The organism is Tunturibacter psychrotolerans, assembly GCF_040359615.1.
In the GTDB taxonomy this organism is placed as follows: Bacteria; Acidobacteriota; Terriglobia; order Terriglobales; family Acidobacteriaceae; genus Edaphobacter; species Edaphobacter psychrotolerans.
Genome location: NZ_CP132942.1, coordinates 759,285 through 783,027 on the forward strand (window position 1 = coordinate 759,285; position 23,743 = coordinate 783,027).

The window sequence follows — 23,743 nt, forward strand, 5'->3', positions numbered from 1 at the left end:
CCGCCGTGCTATTTAGCTCCAATATCCCTCTTACGAAGTGTGTCCCTCGCCAACCCCGTTGCGGCTGAGATGGCTCTCTGTGAAAACCCCTGATCAGCAAAAGCTCTGGCTAACTCCAGCTTTTTTGCTTTCGGAACCAGAGACATCGTGTCCTGTGACATCGCTTGCAGCGTCTGGAGCAAGCTTTGATCCGCCAGAACGGCAGTTCTCCTTGCAAGGTTGACTCTGCGAATTACCTCTGCAAAGGATTCTCCTTGCAGCATAGAAGCCAATACTGGCAATAGTTCGCGAACTTCAGGCGTCGCATCCGACAATTCCAAATTAGCTGCTAGCAGTTCTGAAACCTCTTCCAGGGTGGGAAGCGGGAACCTAACTACTCGGTCGAATCTTCGCCAAACGGCCGAATCCAGGAGTTCTGGATGATTTGTCGCGGCTATCAGGAGACCGTCTGCCGGCCAGTCATCTATCTCTTGCAAGAGCACTGTCACCAAACGCTTCAGCTCTCCTATCTCTCCTGAGTCGTCGCGTCGCTTAGCGATTGCGTCGAACTCGTCGAGAAGCAGAACCGATGGACCCCTGCGTGCGTAGTCGAGCACCACACGAATGTTGCTGCCCGTTCTTCCCAAATAGCTACTCATCACTGCGGAGAGATCCAACGTCAGTAGTGGCCGTCCCAATTGGAGTGCAATCCATTTCGCAGCCAGGGTTTTTCCAACACCCGGGGGCCCAACGAAAAGCATGGAACGAGTCGGAACAAGTCCTTTCGCTAGCAGCTCGCTTGATCTTCGCCGTTCCTCGAAAATAGGTTCGATCTCGTTCGCGACCACTGAAGCCCAAATCGGCTTCGTCTTAATCTCTGGACTGACTTCGCGCCGGAGGAGCTCAAGGCGGCTGTCCGTGTCTACTGGGATTGGCTGTGACGTGAGAGAACGAGTCACCCCGGCCGGAGTAGCATCAAAAATCGGCTTTGCCAACTCGGCAAGGTCCGGTCTGCGTTTCAACACTCTTCGCAATACTCGCTTGGAAAAGGCTGCAACATCGGCCGTTTTTTCATCCATCGCCAAACGTGCCAACTGGACGAAATCTTTTTCAACATCAAAAACGTCGTCCATCGTTTTGCTCTGATTCATATGGTAGATATCTCATGAATGGACTAGTTAAGTCAAATGTGCAAAATATCGTCCATTTATTCCCAGGGCTAAGAACTTCTCTGCGGGTCAGGTGGAACTACGGAGATGCCTTGAGGTGGGTACTGCGTAGAGAATCGATTATGCTACCTGTACTACATCAACGTGTGGTATATGTATTACAGGCAGTACCCCGATAACATCCAAGGAGAAACTCAAATGGCAAGCAAGGCTCAAATAATCGTAAAAAAAATAACAACACTTCTCGATAGCCTCGTCGCGGAACTCGAAGTCGACACCCCCACCACCACCGGCGACATTTACCGCATCAGCCCCGGAGGCCCACTTAACGAACGTGGTGTTGCGGAACTCAAAAGGCTCTTCGAGGAAGGGGTTTCGAGTGCGGAGATTGCATTAAGGATGGACATAAGCCTGTCCGGCGTGGCGAAAAGGCGCAGCCTGTGGGGGCAAGGCAAGCCCTTGAAGGCCGCGTTCCGATACGGGCAAGCGGATAACGAAGGCCAGAATGAGAAAGGCAAATCGACAGAATGAAACGCATATGGACCACACCTGAAGGCATCAAGGAGTTCACGCTGCTCATGGAGGGGGAACGTATCTCTTGGACAAGGAAGACGCCGCAACTCAGGCGGGATATGACAATCTACCCAGAGACGCTGACGCCAGAACAGCAGCGGAGGCTAAACCAGATCGAACGGGAACTGCTGGATATGGCATACCAAGCGGAAGAGGAAACCAGAACCGAAACTGTCCGTAAAGGGAAAAGATTGAATGGACCAACGAGGGCTATGGTGGACGACTAATGTCGGGCACTCTTCAGAGCTTGATATAGGTGACCTCAGCACCACGGGTCAAACGTGCTTCTTGAAGCGCCTGTTCCAAAGAGAATGTGCCACTGTCATACTTCTGAAAGATATCCAACCCACGATCAATGCTGATCTTCCAGCCGGTGTCTGTAGTGATGCTGCGAGCGTGAAAACTAGGATTGCTGTCCATTTTCCAAGAGAATGACACTGGAGAGCCCGCGAAAGCCAACTTGACCTGATTGAGCAGATCTTCTTGTTTGCTGCTGTTCTCTCGATCGGCCTGAGTCACAAGACTCACGGAAATCTCGTCTCCCTCGGGAACGAGACGATGTACCATCTCAAGAAACTCCATCAAATTCCGAATCTGGAAGAAATTTCGAATATAAGGATCACTTATCGTTATGTTCCGCGCCCCTTTTAGCTGTTCTCCGAACAAGCGTTTGTAGCTCCATCCCTTAGTATTCTCAGCCACGACGATGTGATGTGGTGTTTCAACTTCCTCTGACTGCAACTGCTTCTCTCTGTTCCCCATTGCAATCGGTGCCGCTAGGGACGACGAGAACAGCGAGCTAGATTCGATCCCGTCCTCACCTCTCACCGTAGCATCTGGCGCTTTCTTTGGTACTCTCGCGAAAGAGGGATACTGAAGCTCCTCTGGAGTGAGAACGGTAACTTGCGAACCCGTCGACACAGACCGAAAGGCAAAGTCGTGTTGGGTAAAAGTATCGTCGATACGTAGGATGTGCTCCCGAACTCGCCTCCGTCCTTCCATTGCAAACGAGAGGAGCTCAGCACACTCGTCGGGTGTCACCTGTCCATCCGGATACAGAATCTTCATTAGTCCAGAGAAAGTCTTTTCAAAGCCGGTCTGGTCCCGCGTAGAGACCTCGGAGGCCAGTTCAAAGTGCTTCTTGTAAGCCCCCGTGAAATCCTCGGTTCGCAGATGTTTTAGCACTTCGGCGATGTAGTCAACAACAAATCCATAGCCACCTGTGAAGAGTTCGTGTCGTATCGGCGCAACTTCCCACCCAGGATTGAACGAGTGAATTCGATCAAGAAAGGCCGAATCGATGTACTTGTCGGGCAACGGATCGAAGAAGTGCGAGTGCTTAAGCATATAGGGCACCGATTTCTGGGTGTTTCCCATGAACACCATTGAAGCCTCGGCGGTCAGTTGCTCGATCCCCCTAGAGAATGTCCGATTCGCCATGTAATTCTTCATGATATCTACGAGCGTTTTGTCTACCTTCTTGTCTTTACCAGCGAATTCATCGAAGCACACGCAATCCCAGAAGCCTACCAGCCCTATCTTTCCGCTTGCATTGCTGACGAACAGCTTGGGCGCCGTTACCTCAGAACCGGATATAAGCATGCCGTGCGGGGAGAACTCAGCATAGATATGTGACTTCCCTGTTCCTTTTGGTCCAAGCTCAAGGAGATTGTAGTTTCTCTCACAGAACGGGACCAAGCGGATTAGCGTAAGGAATTTTGCTCGCCGACTAAACATGTCTGGATTGAAGCCGATGCTTTGCATCAATGCGTCCATCCACTCCTCAGTTGTGAACTGAGCACGCGCTTTGAGAAATGCCTCCTGGTCAACATTGGCAACCTGAATTGGCTTCAGTGTGTCGATCTGCCACGGACTGATCTTTTGATCATCCGCGATTTCGTAGGTGACGTCCGCGATGCACCAGATGCCTCCGACTAGCAGTTTGGGGAATCTACGGACGAAGTCAGCCGAGACGGGAACAGCCTTAAGGCCAAGATTTGTGAAAGCCGCTTCATAAAAACCGCCCTTCTCATTGAGCTCGACGGTCAACTTATCGATGACCTTGTGACTTCCTCGCTCCTTGATTGTCGATTTGACCAGTTCGGCTTGATTGCGGTGGACGTAGTGCTTTGCGAGGATTCGCTGCACAGATTCCAAACCGGACTGTATTACATCTTCGTTGTCTGTGGCGCAATGCTGGCCTAGCAAATACTCCAGAACATACGTTGGCACAACGGCGTTTTGCTTGAGCCCGTGTGTCAGATCTTTGCGGACAACAAGCCCTGGGAAATGGGCCAGAATCTTCTTGTCAAGCGCACTTGCTACTCGCGGCTCCGCACCGGCGGGCTTTGCCTCAACTCGAACTTGGGTGTCAGAATTCATCGAAGTCACTCGCGAACGGCTTTTGCAGTTTCAGTTTATGCGATCTGTAACGGACTACCTGATTTGTTCCAAGAACGGTCTCCTCCAGGCGAAGGAAGACATCTTGACCATTGAACGCGTCAGCTGATCGAGACAGGGTCAGCAAGAACGCCGATTCACGGTTTCTTGCTTCGTCGCTTTGTGAGTCAAACGTATGGGTCTTGATTTCCGAGAGGATCGTATCGTCCTTCGAGTACAGCCCGATCCTGAGTGTACGTGGCAGAACCTTGTCGACGGCTGGCTGATCCTGAAACAGACCAAGTGAAACCTGGCCGGTCGTGATCTTCGCGGGTACACGGGTGAACTCAACTTCAACCTTCACCGTGTCGTTGCTTCTCGCCTTATGGATCTTGACGACGGGAACGACGACCTCCTGAAGGCTGATCCCTCCATGAACATATCGCTTTCCTGAACCCTGAAGTGGCATTCTGCAGAGAGATAGTGGAAACGCAGCAGCCCAATCACCAGCCAACCCCAAGGCTGCGGCCTCGAGGATCTTCACACTTGGTCCCGGCTGTATTCCTCTTCCGATCGCAAATCGTCGATTCTTGTATGTCCAGATTTCAGCCTGCGGAAGCGCGGTCATATCGCCCTCGTGCAAGTCATCCTGCTGAAAAAGAAAGCCATGATCGGCGGTCAGAATCATATTGCTGCCATTGATGTTGGCCACCTTCTTGATGATCTGTTCGAGTTCATTGAACGCCTGCTCAACCGAATCAAAGGTTTTCGCTTCTGTCCTAGGGTCATCTCCTATGTTGTCGATCACGTTGTGGAAGATGTAGATAGCTTCATGGTCGCGCATTAGCGCTCGTCCATCAGTCTTGCTATTCATCTCCAGAAAGGCTTCAGCCTGCACAGCGACTGCCTTCCCGCTGCAGGCGGTCTTCAGAATTTCGGATCGATTGGTCGTGCCAGCTGCACTCTTTTCATCTACAGTCGCATTTCCTGTCTCCGGACTGATTCCCCAACGAGATCCCGGCAGCAGTGACGCCATGCCGAGCTGCGTATACGAGGGGAGCGAGCCCCACAAGGCGCTCACCTCGGTAGTCCACCGGTTCTCCAATTGGAGGCGAGCGGCGAAATCAGCCGCGGCCTCGTACCTAAGTGCATCGGAGACTATAACGAATACCTTCTGCCCGCGAATCAAGAAGGGCCTTACGTATTGCTCAAAGAACTGCCGCTGAGCAGGCAGGTCACCGCATTCCCATTTACTCAACCTCCCCACTTGATCGCTCCAGCGATCAGACAAGGGCAAGAGGAAGTTGTTCAGGTACGAACGTTCGACCCAAGTGCTGATGCCGGCCATCAAATTCGTCTGACCATACTGACGCAGGTTGAACACACAGAGCCTGTAGGCCCGGTCCAACTTCCACCAACTCGTCGTATAGCGGCTCACACCCGCCTCAATCGAATCGACCATGAGTTCGACACCGGCCAGCAGTTCCCGCAACTCAACCGCATATTCAAGGGCAAGATAGCCTGGCTTGTGTTCGGCGTACCAGAAGGAGCTGCGGCGCCGCCTGATGTCCTCGATCAGATCCATGCCTGGTCTGCCCGCTTCGAAGGCCTTACACAGGCGGTGCAACGTATACCGTTCGAAGAGTTCAAACGTATCTGAATCGGCGACGGTAGCTGTGTCCTGCAGACCATTGAGCGTCTCTTCGACTTGGAGGTCTTTCTCCATCAGACCTGACCACGCGCGGTAAGACCCGCCGTGCGCCTGACTATCCTTCCAGTGTTGCAGGAAGACGCGCGAATGCGGGTGCAGTGTGACTTGACGGTCCAGTGGATTTGCTCCGCGGAACAGCGTAACCACGAAGTCCCGTAAAGATGGCGTAGCGCCGGCATAGCTGAAGCTGCGGCTCACCTCTCGCCAGAACGGAACCACTAGATTGGACGCTCCCAAGGTTTGTCCAACCGGGTCAAAGAGCCCAGCAGTTCCACCAGAGGTCAGGAAATGCATGAGTAGCGCGTCAACATCGGCGGCGACGTTGCTGCCCGCAAGCACAGCCATCATCTTCAGGCGTACTTCGCGCTCCTCGTCGTTTGTATGTAGCAGTTCCTTGAGCGCTGCTATTCGCTTCTCGCTGAGAAAGAACCGAGCGTGTTCCTGAGCAAGCTCCAGGAATGACTGCGGAAGCCCGACCTCCTGCAGGGCGAGCGATGCCTTATCTGCCTTGTACTCATATCCCTGCAGCAAAAGATCCAGCAGCCAATTGTCGCCGTCGTCGGGGCGAGGCGACGGAACGTAAACAAGAAACTTCGCACCGGGATTTGGGTCTTTCACGATGCGAACCTTGGTGCCAAACTCATTGTTCCGAACTTCTAACTTCGTCACCGCATCACCGGCAAACGTCTGGAACACCTCCGGCCAGTCGCCGTTGGGGTCGTACCAGAAGACGATGCGGTGCCGGTCGAAGACGCGTTCCAGGCTGTCGTGAATCTGCTTCATTCTCAGGTCTCTCTACTCTTCTGCAGCTTCAAATCCGGGAATCTTGACGAGCGCCTCGCCCAGCTTTTGATAGTTGACCTTGACGCCGTCGTCCAGGTCGAGCTCAATACGGGCTTGGGCCAATGGCAAAATCGTCTGCCGCTCCCATTCCTCGCACTCGTGCAGTGTTTTAGTTAGCTTCGCCGCCTCCTTCACTGCGGCGGACTTCTCCCGCACGCTGGCAGAAGAGCCGGACGACACCTGCTGCAGATGTTCGATCTTGCTGCGCAGCTTCATCTGGAACTCGCGCAGGTGGCGGTTCAGGATCACGTTCATCGTATCGCGCGTATACCGGTGCAAATAGATCAGTACGCTGAAGCCCTTGCGCGGGCTCTGCACCATCCAGTAGATCGGGCGCTTCTTGTAGGTTTGCAGGTGGTCTTTGTAGAAGTCGGTCAGATAATAGGCGCGCAGATCGCGACCGAGGGATTCCTCAACAAAGCGGACGTTTTCCCGCAGTGTCCCCTCACCGAATGTCGCCTTAAGGAACTCCCTCGTCCGCGCTACGATGTCGTCAGCGAACCATTCGCCGTCGAGAACCGGAATGATGCCGTCGCGGTCCGGCGTAAACGTAAGGTTTTCTGGCGCCCGATCAACCTTAGCGAGATACTCTGACAACGTGTCCCCGACGTTAGCGAGGATCAGCCCGGGGCGATCGACAGAGTAGCGGCCCATTGTGCAGCCGATGGCGTAGGAGAGGAATGAGGCAACGTCGCGCCTGCGGTCGGCGCGGGCGAGGGTAATCTGCTCCTTGGGGACTTCGGGTATGAGTTCATTCTGGAGACCATAGGCGTCGATGAATAGTCGGTTGTTCTCAGTCTCACGCTCTTGCATCCGGTCGACAGCGATATTGCATAGCGTCTGCCACTTGCTCCAACTCGATTCTAGGTCCTGCGCCTTCACATTCGAACGAGTTAATGGGTGTTCCTGGAAGTCCCAGGAAGTCTCAAAATTATCCCAGTCGGTTCGAGCTCTTTCTATGCAAGCCTGAGCCGCATCGTGTAGTTCTTCGCATTTCCCCTCTATCTCCATGAATGGAAGCATCGCAACGACTCCTAGTGGTACATGCAAGGTATCGCCCTGAATTTCCAACAAAGCTTCGAAGACCTTGGAATTCAACAATGCCAGAAGGTAGAGAAGATCAGTGCCGAACGCCGATGGGGCAGCGTCAACGAAAGCGAGAGAATCTCCTCGATAGCGAAATGTTTTGGCTATTGTCCCAACCTTGCCCCAGGTCACAGCCTCACGGAAGAAGTACTGCGTATTTTGTGGGCGGGACTTTAGTGATCCGTCTGGGTTCCGATAATTCCTAATTTCATGTCCGTCATGCTCCCAGTTCATTAGGTAGAGGAGATTCCCATACCATTTCCTCGCCACTCCGGCCTTATCCGTTTTAACCCACTTTGCGGTTGGACTTTCGGGTGCTCGAATACGTCCCACACTGACTTCCCAAAAACAACGCAAAAAATATTCGTCGTTTCGAGTTCCGAGCCCTTCTTTAAGGACGAATCGATCGCGGATCGGACTTTCTTGAAACGAAGCCAGCATCTGATAGGAGATCCAGTAAGCAAAGGGACTTCCTATGATTCTAGAGAAATCCACTTGTCTTAAATGGTCGAACCTATGCTCGCCGCTAAGCAGCTGTTGCTCTTTAACATCTGCATCGTGGTCGAGTAAGCGAAAGCAAACAGGATGTTCTTGGTCGCTCGGCTCTTTAACGATCAGCACAAATGCCACAGTTTGCACTACTTTGCTATTCAAACTGGGGAAAGCGCCAACCCCGTGCTGCGTTAAATTGATGAAAGTAACTCTAGAAAGAAGATCTGTTCGGAAGTCAGCCAGGGTATTAACAAACATCCAGCTCTGCATAGTGACCAAAGAGCAATAGCCCATTCTTAAGCACAGTCGCTGCGAACGAGAAATAAACGTCGCTGATAAATCGGTGCGCGAGCTAGAGAAATGTTTGTCAATAAAATTGACGACGATGCCGTTCATTCCTCCGGTCATATAAGGGGGATTAGCGACCACAACCTGATACCGCTGAGTCAACGCCTCCGCCTGCTCCAACACCCGAAGCACCTTCTTGTGGGTGTCATTCAGAAATAAGTTACTCCCCAGATCCCGCGCCTCCACGGCCCCTCGCGCGAACGCGATATCAGATTCGCCTACGCAAGGCTGGATCAGAGACCCGAGGTTCTTTGTCTCCTCAAACTGGTGCATCAACCGCAGGATGGATGGCGTAAACAATCCGCCCAGGCCAAGTGCCTCGCTGTAGCGCGGAAGCTCTCCTTCGCTGAAGTGCACGTTGCGCAGCTCGATAATATTTGGACGCACGAAGTGCTGCTTCTGAAAGAAGCGACCCGACTTCTCTCGGGCCTTCAGCGTAAGCGCCAGGGCAGCCAGTTGCGCGGCACGACAATCGATCTCGATCCCAGTGAGGTTGTGTCGCAAGATCAGCGCCGGGATCTCCGATGGTGTGTACCCCTCTTCCTCATAGATGACGTACAGAAGATCGAACGCGTACGTGAGCATGTGTCCGCTGCCCACGGCTGGATCGCATAGCCGGATATTCTGAGGGCGCTCGATGCGGAGAAACGCCGTGTCCGGTTCGGAAGACTCGATGTAGTAAGGCATCCACGCCTTGAGCAACGACTCCGGCCGGTTGAGCAGCCATAGCCTCCCCAGTGAGTTCTCCACCAGGTATCGAACGATCCAGTGCGGCGTGAAGAGTTGGGAAACGGCAGGGATGTCTTCGGCGGGCACGGCCGCCTTGCGAGCCATCACCTGGTCTTTCTTCTCAGAAATGTAAAACTGGTAGAGCCAACCCAGCACTTCCACCTGTTCGCAATCCTCGTCGGTGATCTCCGTACGAAAGCCCTGAGCGACAGACTGCTCTGTGAGCAGGTCGTCAGGAAGCAGGAGTTCAGTTTCGTCGTCCAGCCTTTCGAAAACGTCTGGCAAGATCTCGTTGTAGAAACGGCAAGCCGCAAGCACCAACAGCCTGTAGACCTCGCCCTGTGGGTCGGCGGAAGGAATCCGCCCCTGGAGCAGCGCTTCCATTCGCCCACTGTCTATGTAACGCCGCAGTTCCTCGGGTGCCGCTCCAAGGCGCGCGACAGTAAACAGTTCGGGCAGCGTATCCGTCGCAGTGGCTGCCATGAGCACCTTGACATGAAAGGGATGCCAGTTTCGAGCATCCAGATATCGGAGCGCTGCGAGCCGGTTGAACCAGGTGTATGCGACCCGCTCAATCAGCCCTTTGCGATCTTCCGTCGCAAGCTCGCGCAGTGAACGGACCTGGGTGGCGTAGGTGTCTAGATAATCAGGCGTCCTGGCGGTGAGAGCGAAGTCCAACTTGCGCGAGACTGCTTCAATCAACTGCTTGCGAACGGTGGGGGCGAAGGCCTTGAGGGCTGAAGTGTTCATGCGTGCGTGGGTTCCTCTGCGCGTGATGCGTTGTATTCAAACAATAACTTGGCTGCGTCGTCTTGACTAAAGTGCTGCTCGATTCGCTCGCGGAACTTGGGATCTTGTGTGATCGTTTCGTAGTGGACGCCCTTGAAGATGCAGGTAATGCTCGGATCGAAGCTCTCCTCCACGCTGAGGAAGGCCTCGTCAACTGCGTGCTCCAGACGACTCAGGAGAGCAGCGTCGTCTAGCGTCCCATCCAACGAGTCATCGAGCCATTTCTTCGGGGGTGCCACTTTGACTCGCTTATGGAGGGACTCTACGAGACCATCCCTCGTCTCCTTGATTTTGGCCGCTATGTTTGCCTTGACCAAGTCAGCGTAGATGGTCAGGAGGTTTCTCAAGCGTTCTACACCGGCTTCAAACGAAGGCTTGTGCCGCTTTTGAATCAGGCTTCCGTACGTTCCCAGTGACTTGAGCTTCTTCCGCAACTCTTTGGCTTCCTTAGCGAAATACTCCTCCGTGAGCTTGATCTCGCGGGATGCGTCGTCAGGATCTTCAATCTCGAAGCTGAAAGGAACGCCGGCTTCAAACACTTTGAAGGTGTTGCGCAGCCGCTCCTGCAGATCCTTCTCTGCAAGCCCGAGAATGTCAGCAGGAAGCGAAACAACTCGCGAGTTCAAGCGGCAACCGTCGATCGAGAACTCTACGAATTCCAACTTGTAGTTGAACACCCTCTCCAACCGCACCAGATCGAATCGTCGAGGAGGATTCGCCTCAAGATCGGCTTTCGCGTCAGCGACAGCCTGATCACTTACGTCTCGCAATCCAACTTCCTGAATGAACCCCAGGTCGGACGTTTCCTTTCCACCGCAGGCGAAGGAAAGCTCCTGCGGGCCTGCTCCAGTAATCCGTATGGCATTCGGCTTCTCCTCGGAGGTCGAGCCGGCTTCAATCAGCTGTGGCGTGGGTGAATACACGAGGACATCATCGTCCGCAACGATGAGGCCAATACGCACTCCGGCCTGAGTGTGAAGGGGCCTTTCAAGCGATGCCAGCGCATCCCGAAGCATGTCGACGGCTTGGATTTCGCCGTATCCTAGCCGGCAAACCTCAGGATCTGTATCCAAGGTGATGGAGAGCTCAGACAGTGGTTTGCCGACTTGCAGCCGCTCCACCAGCGCAATTGCGACCCCTTTGGAAAGACCCGGAGCGACGATCACGAGGCGTTCTGCCGAGTTTTGAATGAGGTTGATGAGAGCTTCGTCGGAAGCTACGGTAAACAGTCGTGCCATGGCCCATCCTTACAGAGTGATGATGTTCCCCTTGTTGAGTTCTGCTTCAGCCACGGCTCGCAGCGCTGCGAGCCACTGATCCAACTCCGGCACTGAGGAAATGATCGCTAAGGCGCATTTGGGCTGAAGATTCTTTGACGGGATATATTCCACCTGGTGCACAGGTGCAGCTGGTATTACCGTTGGCGACCCTGACGGCGCCGGAGCAGGAGAAGGCTTTGGCGCAACGAGGCGGGCAGCAAGCGCGACCTGGGCTGGATACTCTTGATTGACGTAGCGCTGGACCCGATCCCTGATCCCCGAAGCAAAGCGTGCGGAGAGAATCTCCTTGCGGGCTGCCACAGTGGCCATCATCACCAGTTCGCGACCGCCACTGCTCAGTGTGGAGAAGTCCGGCACCGTTGCGAGGCGTTCTTCCTGGGCGCAAAGTGTATCGGTCGCTTTCTCGCGTTCAGCTTTCAGGAGTTCCGCAAGCAACGCCCGGAGCTTGGTGACGGCTAACTTTCCGGCTGGAACGAGCCCGCCGACGTACGGGCGGCTCGAACCGGCCAGACTGCGAAGCGGGGCGACTTCATCGGGTGGTAATTCGACGAAATTTGCTTCTTCTTCCCTCAGAAACGCAATAGCTTCGTCATAAATCGCGCGCTGCGGGCCGCGCATGAACGCTTTGATGGGAGCCACGGTAACCAGCTTGGAATCAAGCAGGTCATTCTGGAAGTCTGCCAGACGGCTCAGCAAATAGCTGTAATCCTTTTTCGCCAACTTTCCTACTTCATTGGCAACAGGGCGCAACGCTTCAAGGAAGGGGTAACGGCTGACCTGATCCAGAAGCGCTGTTAGTTCAATCGACTCAATGCCAAATCCTTCTACAGTGGCTTGCCCAACGGAGCGTGCGTCAACACCAGGGTTTTGACGATCGAAGAAATCAGCGTGAAAACTTTTTAGTGCATTGACCATAGAGGCATCAAATTGCTCCTGCAGCCGCACTCGTACCTGACTCCACTGACGGTTGCTGCGCATGCTCGCCAGAACGCCACGGGCGTCCAGCACGTCAGGTCCGCGAAGCTCGACTTTCCCCATCCGAAACAATCGTGCGAGCAAACACAAGACTGCGAGCTGACCCCATCCATAGGGCCTGCGCTCAAAATTCTTGATGATCTCGTCCAGCGAAGTGCGCTCACCGTTGTTCTGGTTCATCGTCACGTAAGAGAGGATTTCTTGTTCAGGCTCCGAGGGTGGAAGAACACCACCGGTAAGCAGGTCATCTTGCCCCAGCAGGGCTTGTGAAAGCAGGGCGTCATCATACGTGCCCTTGAGAATCCGGAGGCTGGGATAGGAGAACGAAATCAACTGTTGGAAGGCTTTGGCAAACCGATTCCGGGCGTCACCGTCGCCCAAGCCTTCGATCTTCGCTCCGTTGATGTACAACTGCGCTTTGGCGAGGAACTCCTCCGCGACGGATTCCATGTTGGTTCGTCGCGTGCTGTTCTGCTGTCCACGTTGCGTAACAATGGCCTTTCTGGTTTCATCGACACCACTGCTGTTCTGATCAACATATTTCTTCGTCTGCAGCCACAGTCTGGTTTGCTCAGCCAACCTGTTATCAGGCGGCAGAATCGCTAGTAGCTCAGGCTTACCCATGTTCTGCATTGCCAAAATGCTGGTCTGCGCATACTGGTCATGGTCCATAGTGATCAGGTTCACTTTCACATCGGCATCGCGTTTCCCAATCAGCTGGTCGTCGATCTTTCTTGCAAAGGAATAATCCTGCCCGTTGCCCTGATAGCGGATTCTTGCGTCGCGCAAGACGTCACCAAACATCACGTCAGCGAGTGTATCGATCACCTGAGAATCATCGATCTCGGTGTTCTTAATCTCGACTTCGATATCCTTCTCAGTGTCGGTCAGAAATTCGTAAGCATCCCCATTTCGTTGCAGATACGATTGGGATTCAAGATGCTCCAAGGCCTCCTTAACTTTCATCTCATGAGCACGAATGTCGACGTCTGCCGCTTCGATCAGCAAGATCGCTACGTTCCTGGGTGTGGCTTTGAAATCCCGAACCCATTTTAGGAGAAAAAGTGATTTGAGAATTCGGATCTCTAAGCCTTCACTTAGCTGATTCTCAGCCATACTTAGAGTCGTCTGCATGTCACCTCGAATCGAGGCAGAGATGCCGTCATACATTAGGTCAAACGTCGCAAGACGCCCCACATCTTCATTGCGAATAGCCTTCGCAACCTCTTGAAATACGGCTAACATGGAGCGTTCGCCCACAGAAAGGTATTTCCCTGTGAAAGCGTTGTGCTTAGATAGTTCCTGAATCGCCCGCTGAAAGAGGTCGAACTGATATGGATGGAACGGATAAAACTTGCAAAACTCATCGCTGCCGCGCCAACCGTTGAAGCTCAGTGAATTGTCTCCAAAACGAAAGAGAGTCTTCAGGTTTTCTTTCTCTTGATCGAAGATCGACGTCAGCACTTCCGGCTCTGACTCTTTCTTTGCGAGAAGTCTTTCCTGAATCACCTCGCGAACGTCTCCGCTCGCAAGTGTCAATTGAGTCTTAAACCGCGCCGTAATTTTCGAGAGATCGTGCGCTTCCGAGCCTCGAAACGTGCCGAGTACCCCTTCGAGATCTGCTTGCGAAGTAACGAATACCCATGCCTTTCCATCACAGATGGTCGCCAGGGTCTCTGCAAGAGTCTGCAGATTCAGCATCAGCTTTGAATCTTGACCAATGAATTGTCCGACTTCGTCAACAAAGAAGTTGAGACGAAAATTCGACACTTGCTTCGAAATGTACTCCTTTACCGAGTGAGCAAAGCTTTCAATCGAAACCCTGTATTCCTGCCTCACTTGTCTCATCACATCGGAGGCTTCAGATTCCGGCACCTGAAAGTGTGCTGCGTAAGCCTTCCCGAAGGCTGCCCGCTTGATGGTTGCCAGGGCCTCGCGGTCTATTTCCCACGGAGTGCCGTTTACTGCTTCATAAGTTGCCTTGAATGGGACGAAGTCGCCCCTTGAATCCAGATCGCGCTCAAATTTAGCGATGTAGCCTTGTTTGCCGTAATAGCCTTGCAGCTCGTTCAACACCTTCATGAATACTTCCAAGATTGGAGCTGTATGATCGCCGCCGACGCCATCAAACTTCTGATCAATGTTGAAGAGGATGCTTCGTGCAGGTATCGAAGCCGAGGTTCGAAGAGCTGCCTGCACAATCTCATCGCTAATCTTGGGCAAAATGATGTCTGCTGGCCGCCTGCCACTCGGTAAGGGCCGTTCGTCCAGAACCAACGAAAGCATCTTAAGAAGGTGGGACTTTCCGGACCCGAAAAAACCGGATATCCAAACGCCGTTCGCTGTGGTCTCCCTGAGGTAACGGTCGGTGAAATTGCCCAGACCTTTGCTTACGTCCCGGGTGACGACGTACTCGTCAAGCTCGGTCTCCTCATGGCGGATGTCATCAGCCTTGATTACGCCCTCGATCGGACGATCTACTGGCTTTAGAAAGAGTTCGAAAATCTTCATGAATTCTAGATCCTGTAATGGTCCATGTTGGAAGCTCGATAGTACGGATTGTTGATCAACGGGCTTGGAATCGAGCCAAAAAGTTGAAGATGAGAACCGCCAGTGGCATCCTGGTCATATCGTCCAGGAAAGAAAATGATGATAGGGTGACGGAGCATCGCCGGTTGGACAGATTCAAGAATTGTGTGAGTCCGCAAAAATGGAAAGAGCCGCCCGGAGCCCGTCAGAAACGTTAGGTCGCTTCCTAAATCGATCACCTGTTTAAGGCGTGGCACCAAATGTGTTCGTGGATCGGAGCAATTGCGAAGCGTTTCAAGCACCTCTGCTTTCGTAAAGGTTGATTCCTCTTCGATCAGACCGGAGAGTAGTTGAGAATCGTCGAGATCATCCAAAACGAGGTCAAAGAAATCCGTCCTGCTTACTGTTTTGCCGTCGCTTCGCAGCCGGGCGGCTAGACCTTCCACCATGTTTCTTAGATCGTCCTCATGGGCTGTGTCATAAGTCTGAATGAAAAGTGGAACCTCATTCGCCTGCCCCTTCATTGAAAGAAATGCTTGGCTGCTGAAAATCGTAAACAGCCGTTCTGATAGGTTCGCAATCTGGGAGATCATCTGAGCCCTCCAATCTCGTTGTCAGGAATCAGAAATCCTGCTAACCAGCAAGGATCATCGTCAACGATCGCGTCGGAAACAGCTCTCGGTAGCAAGCTTCGCCTAATTGTTCCAAGAGCTGGACCTGGCAAGAGCAGATTCGCTTCCACAAGCATCCGTAGCAATACTTGTCGGAGCTTCGTCGCTGAGGATGCAGTCACCCGAGCGAGCTCAGGGTATGTAAGGGACTTTGCATCAAAATATGTGTCGTAATCGGAGCGGCGCAGAATGGGGTCGTGAGCAGCTAGCTTTGCGCGCAGCACTTCCGATGCAAAATCGAAGACAAATCTAATATGCTTGATTGCCGCTAACCAAGCCACTGCAGTTCGGGCGTCGCTGGTCGCGGTCGAGAGTACTGTAAGTTCTTGATCAGTGAGGCACATGAGGCGCTGACGGAGCTCTCGCTCCAGGCGCACTGCACTCCTCTGACTTCGACATTGCAACGCATTTGAGCTTAGAACGTCTTCTTTGACTGTTTTCCAATCCCCAAACTTCAGATAGCTGCCTGCGATAACGCGGGCAAGATCCGGGCGAAGAGATGCCGCCGTAAACGCAAGAGAATATATTGGTGAATTGTTCGTTCGCATCGTATGATCCGGTCTGATTTGTATCCCTACGGCAAAGGGAGCAATCTTGGCGACACTTTGCCGTTGAAACTGCTTACTGCTCATTTCGTGCATGATCACGGCCAATCTCACGAGGCGACCGCAGGGTGCTTAGCTCGCAACCATTTCTCTACCAAGGTGCGAAACTCATTTGCCTTCTGGACAATCTCATCCGATTCGGTGTCCGTTGCAACCGACGAAGTCATATAGTCGATGACGTTGCGTTTCCGTCGACAAGTGTCGAAGTAGTCTGACAAGGCGACCGCTTCTGTCCCTAATGCAACGGCCGCGGCTTCAAAGGTGACCTTATGATGGCCCGACCGCGCGCTAACCCTGTACCCGGAACAGGCAATCGCAATGATGCCTGTCTGGAGAGCTGCGTTGTAGGCTGTCGCGAATCTCCGATCGGCAGACAAGCCACTCATCGCAGCATCTGCGAGATCGCGAGCGATCAGAGCGCGAAGATTATCCACTTCCTGTTTGCTGGTTTGATGTGTTTTCACATCGCCTTTAGCCAGCCACTGCTGCCAACTCGCCATCATTTCCTTTCACAAACTCTTTCGCACCTCGTAGCACGGTGGCTAGGAAATGATCGTGGTTCTTTGTCTTCGCTTTGAACTCCTTGGAGGAGTACACGGTGGGATTGACTGGCCTTCCAAATCGCTGCTCCGCTCGTCGTAGCGAAGGCACTAAGTCAGCGAGGCCTACATCCCCCACAATCATAAGGTCCACATCGCTCTCCGACGACTCTTCCGATCGTGCAGTTGAGCCGTAAATAAAGGCGAGTTGGATACGCTCCCCGAAGGCGTCCACTTCCTGCTTGAGGATGGGGATCAGGCCTACGGTCTTTTCGAGAAGACCTCTGAGGTCTGAGAAGACAGGGGAATTCGTGTCCGCCTTGAAGTAGACGCGACGGCCATCCTTCGTCTGTTCCAAAAGCCCTGCTTTGCTCAGGGCCTCGACTTCCCTTTGCAAACTTGAGGGCTGAGTTTCGAGACGCGATGCCAATTCTGTGAGATACCATCGCTTCTCTGGCTGGAGCAGGAGCACGGCCAGAATCTTCGACCGTATATCCGGGAACAGCGCTTCGAGAATGGGCGAACTACGCATCCTGCGTAGATAATTACGCAATCGGCGTAGTAAGTCAAGAAGATCTAGCCAGGGTGGACGATGTCATTTACAACCATTGCCACGGAACTGCGGGCGCTTCTTCGCGATGAAGTTTCCAACCTTCGCCAGAGTCTTTGTTGGAGCGATACCCAACGTAGATCGGGATACCCGTCCCAGCGAAGGACGCGAACTTCGGGGTCGCCCATCTTGATCCCAAGAGCCTTGGCTCCTAAGATATGTGGAATAGCACCATGTCGTTGTCGTACTTTGACCACCAAGTTGTCCACATCTAGCCACACTAAGTGATAAATCCTTTATTTCATTGCGTTTTTCGAGATTACGTACGTTCTGCATCGGCAAGTAGGCCGTGCCCACGATTGGTGAATCTCTGTCCTTCAGCCGTCGAAGTGCAGACTTCCGTGGTCGGTTGGGATTGAAGGCTGGAAAGTCATTTTCAGCGTCGGAGCTCGAGGTCGCGCTTACGCAGGGATATCGGTGAAAACCATTCGCTGGAATCGGCCTGACGAAAAGAGATGAACCCGGAGACGATTCAACGAGCCGTCTTTGAATCTCTGGGCCGAAGCCAATGTCTTCAAAAGAATCGCCTCGAAGGATGTTCCTTTTACACTTCAGGTAAGCGGTTCAGATCGAATGCTGGTCAGTCAACTCTTGTAAGAGGAATCGCATCAGTATTCACAGAGATCCTTAGAGGGTTCTTATACGAAGGTGGCGATTCTTTCCGTCTGCTTGTCGATTCGCCCCAATATACTAAATTGCGACCCAGCTCTTTTGCTTGATAGAGCGCTTTATCCGCCGCATCCAACAGATCTTCCTTGCATATGGTGTCGTTCGGGTAGCAGGATGCTCCGCCACAGCTCACTGTCGACAGGCGTGGATGGCTGCCGGGCTCGGGAAGCGCCGGAGAGCCGGCTACTTCGACGAGTTTGCGAATACGTTCCGCGACTATCATTGCTCCTTCCTGAGTTGTACCGGGAAGCAGGACCACGAACTCTTCGCCGCCGAATCTGGCCGCGAAATCGTCCTTGCACCGCAAACTCTGCAAGAGCAGAGACGCGACTCGAACTAGTACACGATCGCCATACAAATGTCCGCGAGTATCGTTTGTCAGCTTGAAGTGGTCGATATCGATCACGATTGCGGATAGACATGATCCGGAATCCGCAGCCTCGCGCCACAATTTGGCAAACTGCAACTCATATGCGTGCCGATTGGCAAGACCGGTCAGGCTATCGATGCAGGATATTCTCTGGAGTTCTACATTCAGGAAAGACAGCTCTTTACTCTGTATTTCGCTACGCAGGCTCATCAGGAAACCAAGCCGCTCTTCTCGCCCGATGCTGTAGTTCGCAATTACGGTCATCGAAATGGCACAGACAGCTAAAGTAATTCCCAATAGCTTTTCGGATGGGTTCAGAAGGTGATCGTGTTGAATGAATACAAGATCGCTCGCTAACAAAATAACCGATGCGCTGAGAGCGTAAACGAACTGGAGTCGCATCACGACATTGACAAAGATGACCGCAACGATGAGGCCTACCTGAGCGTATGCGGAAGAGGCTGCATTTTTATTGCTCTCGAGATAGAGGTGCGTCACTCCGATAAGGCAGCTTGCCCCGGCAATGCTGGTTTCGCGATAAACCTTGTTGGGACTCCACCGCATGCTGAGGTTGATCAGCAGCGCAAGAGGCGTAACGATGCAGAGGCGAATTTGTATTGGAAGCCATGAGTTACCTCCTTGAAGATAGTGGTCGACAAGGACATAGACGTTGAAGAGACCGATCGCTATCAGGCCTTCGAGCCAGAGACGTTCTGATCGTCGAGCGAGCGTGGATTGTTCGAATGCGTTCTCAAGGGGCTTCGGCAATGCCAGTCGCTGAAATCCCCTTTTCGAAAGCCGTTCGATCTGCTGAATCGCGAGTTCATGAATGGAGGTGCTCGGCATTTGAAGTCGCCTCTTCCTTGCGGTCTGCCCTGCATCTTCTGTCGGCGCGGGATCTCCTCACCATCAGTGATAAAGGTACAGATCGTCACCAAAATGACTCAGCCTGATGTTACTAAAGCAGGACCGCAATACACGCTCTATTCTTGAGTTTGCATGGTACTTCCGTGTCATGCACGCGGCCTCTGTCGTGCCATGGACGGGTGCCGCTTCTAGTTGACGAGAAAGTTGTCGATCAGACGAGTGCGACCAACATAGGCTGCCACCGCGACCAGCGCGCCTTTCTCCGCATATGCCACGGGGAGGAGGGACCTTGGATCGACTATAGCCAAGTAATCCACTTGTACGCCTTCGGCGGCGTCCAGAGTGTTCTTTCCAATCTGCAGGAGTGTCGAGCTTAGGCGTTCTCCATCGGCGACGCTGTGCTCGATCCGTTCAAGCGCTTGATGCAGGACTAATGCCTGTTCACGCTCTGTCGAGCTAAGGTATTGATTCCTGCTGCTCAGAGCGAGACCATCGGCATCTCTCACGATTGCGCAGCTCACGAGCTCGAGGTCGAAGTTCAAGTCCTGGACCATTTGTCGTAGGACGGCTAGTTGGGCGGCGTCCTTCTGACCGAAGTAGGCGTGGTGGGGCGCGACGATGTGAAATAGCTTCGCTACGACGGTGGAGACCCCTGTGAAGTGGCCGGGGCGGGAGGCTCCGTCTAGCCGGTCCCCTACGCCGGGGACGGTGATGGTTGTTACGGCACCTTCGGGGTACATATCCCCTGCTTCAGGGGCGAAGAGAACAGATACCCCTTCGAGCTCGAGTTGTCGGGAGTCTTCCTCGAAGGTGCGTGGGTATTTGGCGAAGTCTTCGGTTGGACCGAACTGGAGTGGATTGACGAAGATCGATGCCACTACAGTCTCGCACTCAGCGGTTGCGCGTTGGACGAGCGAGAGATGACCTTTGTGAAGTGCTCCCATGGTTGGGACGAAGCCGAGCACGACACCTTGCGTCCGGAGCTTGCAGGAGATGCTTTGCATCTCCGCAACACTCTTTACGATCTGCATTTGAGGGACAACTCCTTTTAGCTGCTTTGGCGCTAGTTTTGACTGCATGTTTTTGCGGACGCGAAGCGTGCTCAGCGCTTACGACGCTGGCACTTGGACTTTGCGTTTGACTCGGGCTGCCGGGCTAATCCACCACTTCGACTGGTTCCGTCATCAGCTCCCGGATCTCGCGGGAGAAGTGGTAGCTCTCGGCGTCGGAGGGGAAGGTGCGAGCATCGACGTCGCGGCGGTACTCTTCGAGGGCGGAGCGCATGACTCCGGCTATGTCGGCGTATCGCCGGACGAACTTGGCAGGAGGCGAGAAGGTCATGGTCATCATGTCGTGCATAACGAGGATCTGTCCGTCGCAGTCGGGGCCGGCTCCGATTCCGATGGTGGGGATGTGGAGTTCGTCGGTGATGATGCGGGCGAGTTCGCGAGGAACGCCTTCGAGGACGATGACGAAGCAGCCTGCCTGTTCGAGGGCGAGGGCGTCGGTGCGGAGTTCGTCGATCGCTTCCATGGTCTTGCCCTGGACCTTGTAGCCTCCCATGCGGTGGACGCTCTGGGGTGTGAGTCCGATGTGTCCCATGACCGGAATCTCGGCGGCGACGATGCGCTGGATTAGGTCTTTGCGTTCGCGTCCGCCTTCGAGCTTGACTGCTTCGGCTCCGGATTCTTTGACGAATCGGATGGCGTTGGCGAGTGCTTCGCGGTCGTCGGTGTGGTAGCTGCCGAAGGGCATGTCGGCTACCAGGAGGGCGCGTTTTACCGCTCGGCGTACGCCGCGGGTGTATAGGAGCATCTCGTCCATGGTGATGGCGAGGGTATTTTCCTGGCCCTGCATGACCATAGCGAGCGAGTCGCCTACGAGGAGGACGTCGAGGCCAGCTTCGTCGACCAGCCGGGCGGTGGCGTAGTCGTAGGCGGTGACGGCGACGATGGGCTGTCGCAGTAGTTTCTTTTCAAGAAGGGAGGGGACTGTGACTTTAGCGGGGGAATCGGCCGGTCGCCCGGGATGGGCTCCAGCTCGTTCGGGTGAGAACGTGGTCAAACTCATTGCAATCTCCAGTGCAGCTCCGCCGCGTGTCGCCTTGAGAGACGACTTTGGCTGGATACCACCTGTCCCAGTAAGTACCTGGGTCCGCTGTAAAGCCTACTCGTGTTCTGGCAACAGTGGCAAGAGGATACCCCGTGCCCTCTAACGGGTGGGGTACCCACCCCCCCGGGTATACTCGCGTAAATTCCTTTTTATGTTGCACTTACGAGAGGGTTCCCCGCGCAAATTCGTCATTCAAAGGGGGTTACGGCCAAATTCGTCAAAATAAACGAGTTAAGGAACTTACACACGCTCTCCTGGCGATCTCGTCGCTGTTTACCTCACTGCTTTCAATTGTAGCGATATAAGTGGAACTAATGCGCACAGCGTAAGTCTATGATTCAACGTGGTTTGCCCCTAGTTGGGACTTGACAGCCTTTTTTTGACTGATTTTTGACTGAAAAGATGAAAGCCGAAGACATCCGACAGCTGCAACATGGAGCATATCGCGTAAAACGCATCGAGCACCTCTACAGCTTTAGGTTTTGCTCAGCCAATTCAGAGAGGGAGCTGCGTTGTGTGCCGTCGGGGAGGAAGTTGGAGGGATCGAGCCAGCGCTCGAAGATTGCATTGCGGGTGGGCCACTCACTGTCGAGTATCGAGAACCATGCGGTGTCGCGATTTTTGCCTTTTACGATCATGTGTTGCCGGAAGATGCCTTCGAACTGGAAGCCGTAGCGTAGTGCGGCTCTTCGCGATGGTTCGTTGAGCGCGTTGCACTTCCACTCGTAACGCCGGTATCGGAGTTCGAAGGCGTGTTTTGCCATGAGGTACATGGCTTCTGTGCCACCCGGGGTTCGCTGCAGACGGGCAGTGAAGAGGATGTTGCCCACCTCTATTCTCCGGTTGGTGGGTTCGATGGCCAGGTAGGATGCGAGACCGATCGCTTCGTTGGAGTGGTTGTCGACGATTGCGAAGTCGAGCCGGTCTTTCGCTGCCCTGGAGGCGAGATAGGATTTGAACGATTCGAGCTCGGGTGGAGGCGCGTCCGGCAGGTAGCGCCAAAGTTGCTCGGACTCTGCGCCTTGTGATCCCTTGAAGAGGGACGCCGCGTGAAGGTTCGGATCGACGGGGGTGAGAGAGACGAATCGTCCTGTGAGGACGGTGGGTTGAGGTAACTCCGCGGGTGGCCCGCCCACGACCTCATCGAGTTGCCGCTCGTCGAGTTTGTTCGAGAGATTCATGGCTTGATCGAGGGACAGAATGAGAACGAGCCTGGATTCAGGCGGCGATTCGGATCGGGCTTAGGCGCGGCCGCGGGCGGAGCTTGGTGGTGGCGGGTAGTGGGATTTGAGCTTGACTGGTTCAACGGTTTCGGGTTCGAGCGCGATCGGGCGATGGGCGGCGACCATCTCGGCGATGGCGAACTTGAGCGGCTCGATGCCTTCGCCGGTGACGGCGGAGATTTTGAAGAAGGGAAGCTTGCGCCGCTTGGCCATGGCGGTGAGTTTTTTGAGCTTGTCGGGATTGGCCACGTCGATCTTGGCTGCGACGAGGATGGTGGGTTTTGCGGCTAGTGCAGGGTCGAAGCTTTTCAGCTCTTCGGTGATGACTTTGTAGTCGGCGACGGGGTCGGGACGGGCGGTGCCTTCGGCGGCGCCGGAGTCGGAGACGTCGACGAGGTGGACGATGACGCTGGTGCGCTCGATGTGTTTGAGGAACTGGATGCCGAGTCCGTGGCCGAGGTGCGCGCCTTCGATGAGGCCGGGAAGGTCGGCGATGGTGAAGGATTCGGTGTGGGGAAAGTCGCCTACTTCGACGACGCCGAGGTTGGGTTCGAGCGTGGTGAAGGCGTAGTTGGCGATCTTGGGCTTGGCGGCGGAGAGGCGCGAGATGAGGGTGGATTTGCCGACGTTGGGGTAGCCAACGAGGCCGGCGTCGGCGAGGAGGCGAAGTTCGAGGCGGTAGGCACGCTCTTCGCCGGCGCGGCCGAGTTCGTGCTCGCGTGGGGCCTGGTGGGTGCTGGTGGCGAAGTGCTGGTTGCCGCGACCGCCGCGTCCGCCTTTGGCGATGACGATGGTTTCGTTGGGACGGGCGAAATCGTGGATGAGCTCGCCGGTGGCGTCGTCGTAGAGGAGCGTGCCTACGGGGACTTTGAGTGTGGTGCTGTCGCCAGCGGAGCCGGAGCAGTTGGAGCCGAGGCCGTGGCCGCCGCGCTGGGCTTTGTGCTCGGGGTTGAAGCGGAAGTGGACCAGAGTGTTGTGGCTGAGGGAGGAGGACATGAGGACGTCGCCTCCGTGGCCGCCGTCGCCGCCCGAGGGACCGCCCTTGGGGACGAACTTTTCGCGGCGGAAGGCCATACAGCCATTGCCGCCGTCGCCGGCCTTGATACGAATTCTTGCTTCATCAATAAACATTTCGCCAACACTAGTGTACTAGGATGTGCGCCTTGGCGCTGGTTTTGAGCGTAGAAGAGAGATG

The 23,743-nt window shown here is 54.3% G+C and carries 17 protein-coding genes; 2 read left to right on the forward strand and 15 right to left on the reverse strand.

Features of this window, described 5'->3' with window-relative positions; genetic code table 11:
* Positions 1-8: 8 nt before the first annotated feature.
* Positions 9-1,130 carry an AAA family ATPase gene (locus tag RBB77_RS03070; RefSeq protein ID WP_353064714.1) on the reverse strand — a complete coding sequence of 374 codons (1,122 nt, stop codon included), beginning with the start codon at positions 1,128-1,130 and terminating at the stop codon, positions 9-11.
* A 216-nt stretch (positions 1,131-1,346) separates the two neighbouring features.
* On the opposite strand from RBB77_RS03070, the gene RBB77_RS03075 reads away from it, so the two are divergent.
* Both RBB77_RS03075 and RBB77_RS03080 read left to right on the forward strand, forming a co-directional pair.
* On the forward strand, positions 1,347-1,679 hold the full coding sequence (locus RBB77_RS03075) for a hypothetical protein (RefSeq protein WP_353064715.1): 333 nt from the start codon (positions 1,347-1,349) through the stop codon (positions 1,677-1,679).
* Positions 1,676-1,948, forward strand: coding sequence for a hypothetical protein (locus RBB77_RS03080; protein ID WP_353064716.1), 273 nt, complete (start codon positions 1,676-1,678; stop codon positions 1,946-1,948). Before RBB77_RS03075 ends, RBB77_RS03080 begins: the two co-directional genes overlap by 4 nt.
* Positions 1,949-1,961: 13 nt before the next feature.
* On the opposite strand, the gene brxL is transcribed toward RBB77_RS03080, so the two are convergent.
* From brxL to obgE, 14 genes are all read right to left on the reverse strand, one after another.
* Positions 1,962-4,103: a BREX system Lon protease-like protein BrxL gene (brxL, locus tag RBB77_RS03085; RefSeq protein ID WP_434557096.1), complete on the reverse strand. Its 2,142-nt coding sequence runs from the start codon at positions 4,101-4,103 to the stop codon at positions 1,962-1,964.
* Entirely contained in the window at positions 4,093-6,594 is a 2,502-nt protein-coding gene (gene pglZ / locus RBB77_RS03090; protein ID WP_353064717.1) for a BREX-1 system phosphatase PglZ type A, read from the reverse strand. Before pglZ ends, brxL begins: the two co-directional genes overlap by 11 nt.
* Before the next feature lie 12 nt (positions 6,595-6,606).
* Positions 6,607-10,059: a BREX-1 system adenine-specific DNA-methyltransferase PglX gene (gene pglX, locus RBB77_RS03095; protein ID WP_353064718.1), complete on the reverse strand. Its 3,453-nt coding sequence runs from the start codon at positions 10,057-10,059 to the stop codon at positions 6,607-6,609.
* Complete coding sequence (locus tag RBB77_RS03100) at positions 10,056-11,336, reverse strand: hypothetical protein (RefSeq protein WP_353064719.1); 1,281 nt, start codon at positions 11,334-11,336, stop codon at positions 10,056-10,058. Before RBB77_RS03100 ends, pglX begins: the two co-directional genes overlap by 4 nt.
* 9 nt (positions 11,337-11,345) lie before the next feature.
* Positions 11,346-14,864: a BREX system P-loop protein BrxC gene (gene brxC / locus RBB77_RS03105; protein ID WP_353064720.1), complete on the reverse strand. Its 3,519-nt coding sequence runs from the start codon at positions 14,862-14,864 to the stop codon at positions 11,346-11,348.
* A gap of 5 nt (positions 14,865-14,869) precedes the next feature.
* Complete coding sequence (locus RBB77_RS03110) at positions 14,870-15,475, reverse strand: BREX protein BrxB domain-containing protein (protein ID WP_353064721.1); 606 nt, start codon at positions 15,473-15,475, stop codon at positions 14,870-14,872.
* Positions 15,472-16,194 carry a DUF1819 family protein gene (locus tag RBB77_RS03115; protein WP_353067568.1) on the reverse strand — a complete coding sequence of 241 codons (723 nt, stop codon included), beginning with the start codon at positions 16,192-16,194 and terminating at the stop codon, positions 15,472-15,474. The genes RBB77_RS03110 and RBB77_RS03115 overlap by 4 nt, the downstream gene beginning before the upstream one ends.
* Positions 16,195-16,208: 14 nt before the next feature.
* A complete protein-coding gene (locus tag RBB77_RS03120; RefSeq protein ID WP_353064722.1) occupies positions 16,209-16,622 on the reverse strand; it encodes a hypothetical protein in 414 nt (137 codons plus the stop codon).
* A 7-nt stretch (positions 16,623-16,629) separates the two neighbouring features.
* Positions 16,630-17,055 carry a nucleotidyltransferase domain-containing protein gene (locus RBB77_RS03125; protein WP_353064723.1) on the reverse strand — a complete coding sequence of 142 codons (426 nt, stop codon included), beginning with the start codon at positions 17,053-17,055 and terminating at the stop codon, positions 16,630-16,632.
* A gap of 832 nt (positions 17,056-17,887) precedes the next feature.
* On the reverse strand, positions 17,888-19,192 hold the full coding sequence (locus RBB77_RS03130; protein WP_353064724.1) for a GGDEF domain-containing protein: 1,305 nt from the start codon (positions 19,190-19,192) through the stop codon (positions 17,888-17,890).
* A 209-nt stretch (positions 19,193-19,401) separates the two neighbouring features.
* Positions 19,402-20,244, reverse strand: coding sequence for a pantoate--beta-alanine ligase (gene panC, locus RBB77_RS03135; protein WP_353064725.1), 843 nt, complete (start codon positions 20,242-20,244; stop codon positions 19,402-19,404).
* A 124-nt stretch (positions 20,245-20,368) separates the two neighbouring features.
* Positions 20,369-21,283, reverse strand: coding sequence for a 3-methyl-2-oxobutanoate hydroxymethyltransferase (gene panB, locus RBB77_RS03140; protein ID WP_353064726.1), 915 nt, complete (start codon positions 21,281-21,283; stop codon positions 20,369-20,371).
* A gap of 509 nt (positions 21,284-21,792) precedes the next feature.
* On the reverse strand, positions 21,793-22,506 hold the full coding sequence (locus tag RBB77_RS03145) for a GNAT family N-acetyltransferase (protein ID WP_353064727.1): 714 nt from the start codon (positions 22,504-22,506) through the stop codon (positions 21,793-21,795).
* A gap of 60 nt (positions 22,507-22,566) precedes the next feature.
* Positions 22,567-23,679, reverse strand: coding sequence for a GTPase ObgE (gene obgE, locus RBB77_RS03150; RefSeq protein WP_353064728.1), 1,113 nt, complete (start codon positions 23,677-23,679; stop codon positions 22,567-22,569).
* Positions 23,680-23,743 lie beyond the last annotated feature (64 nt).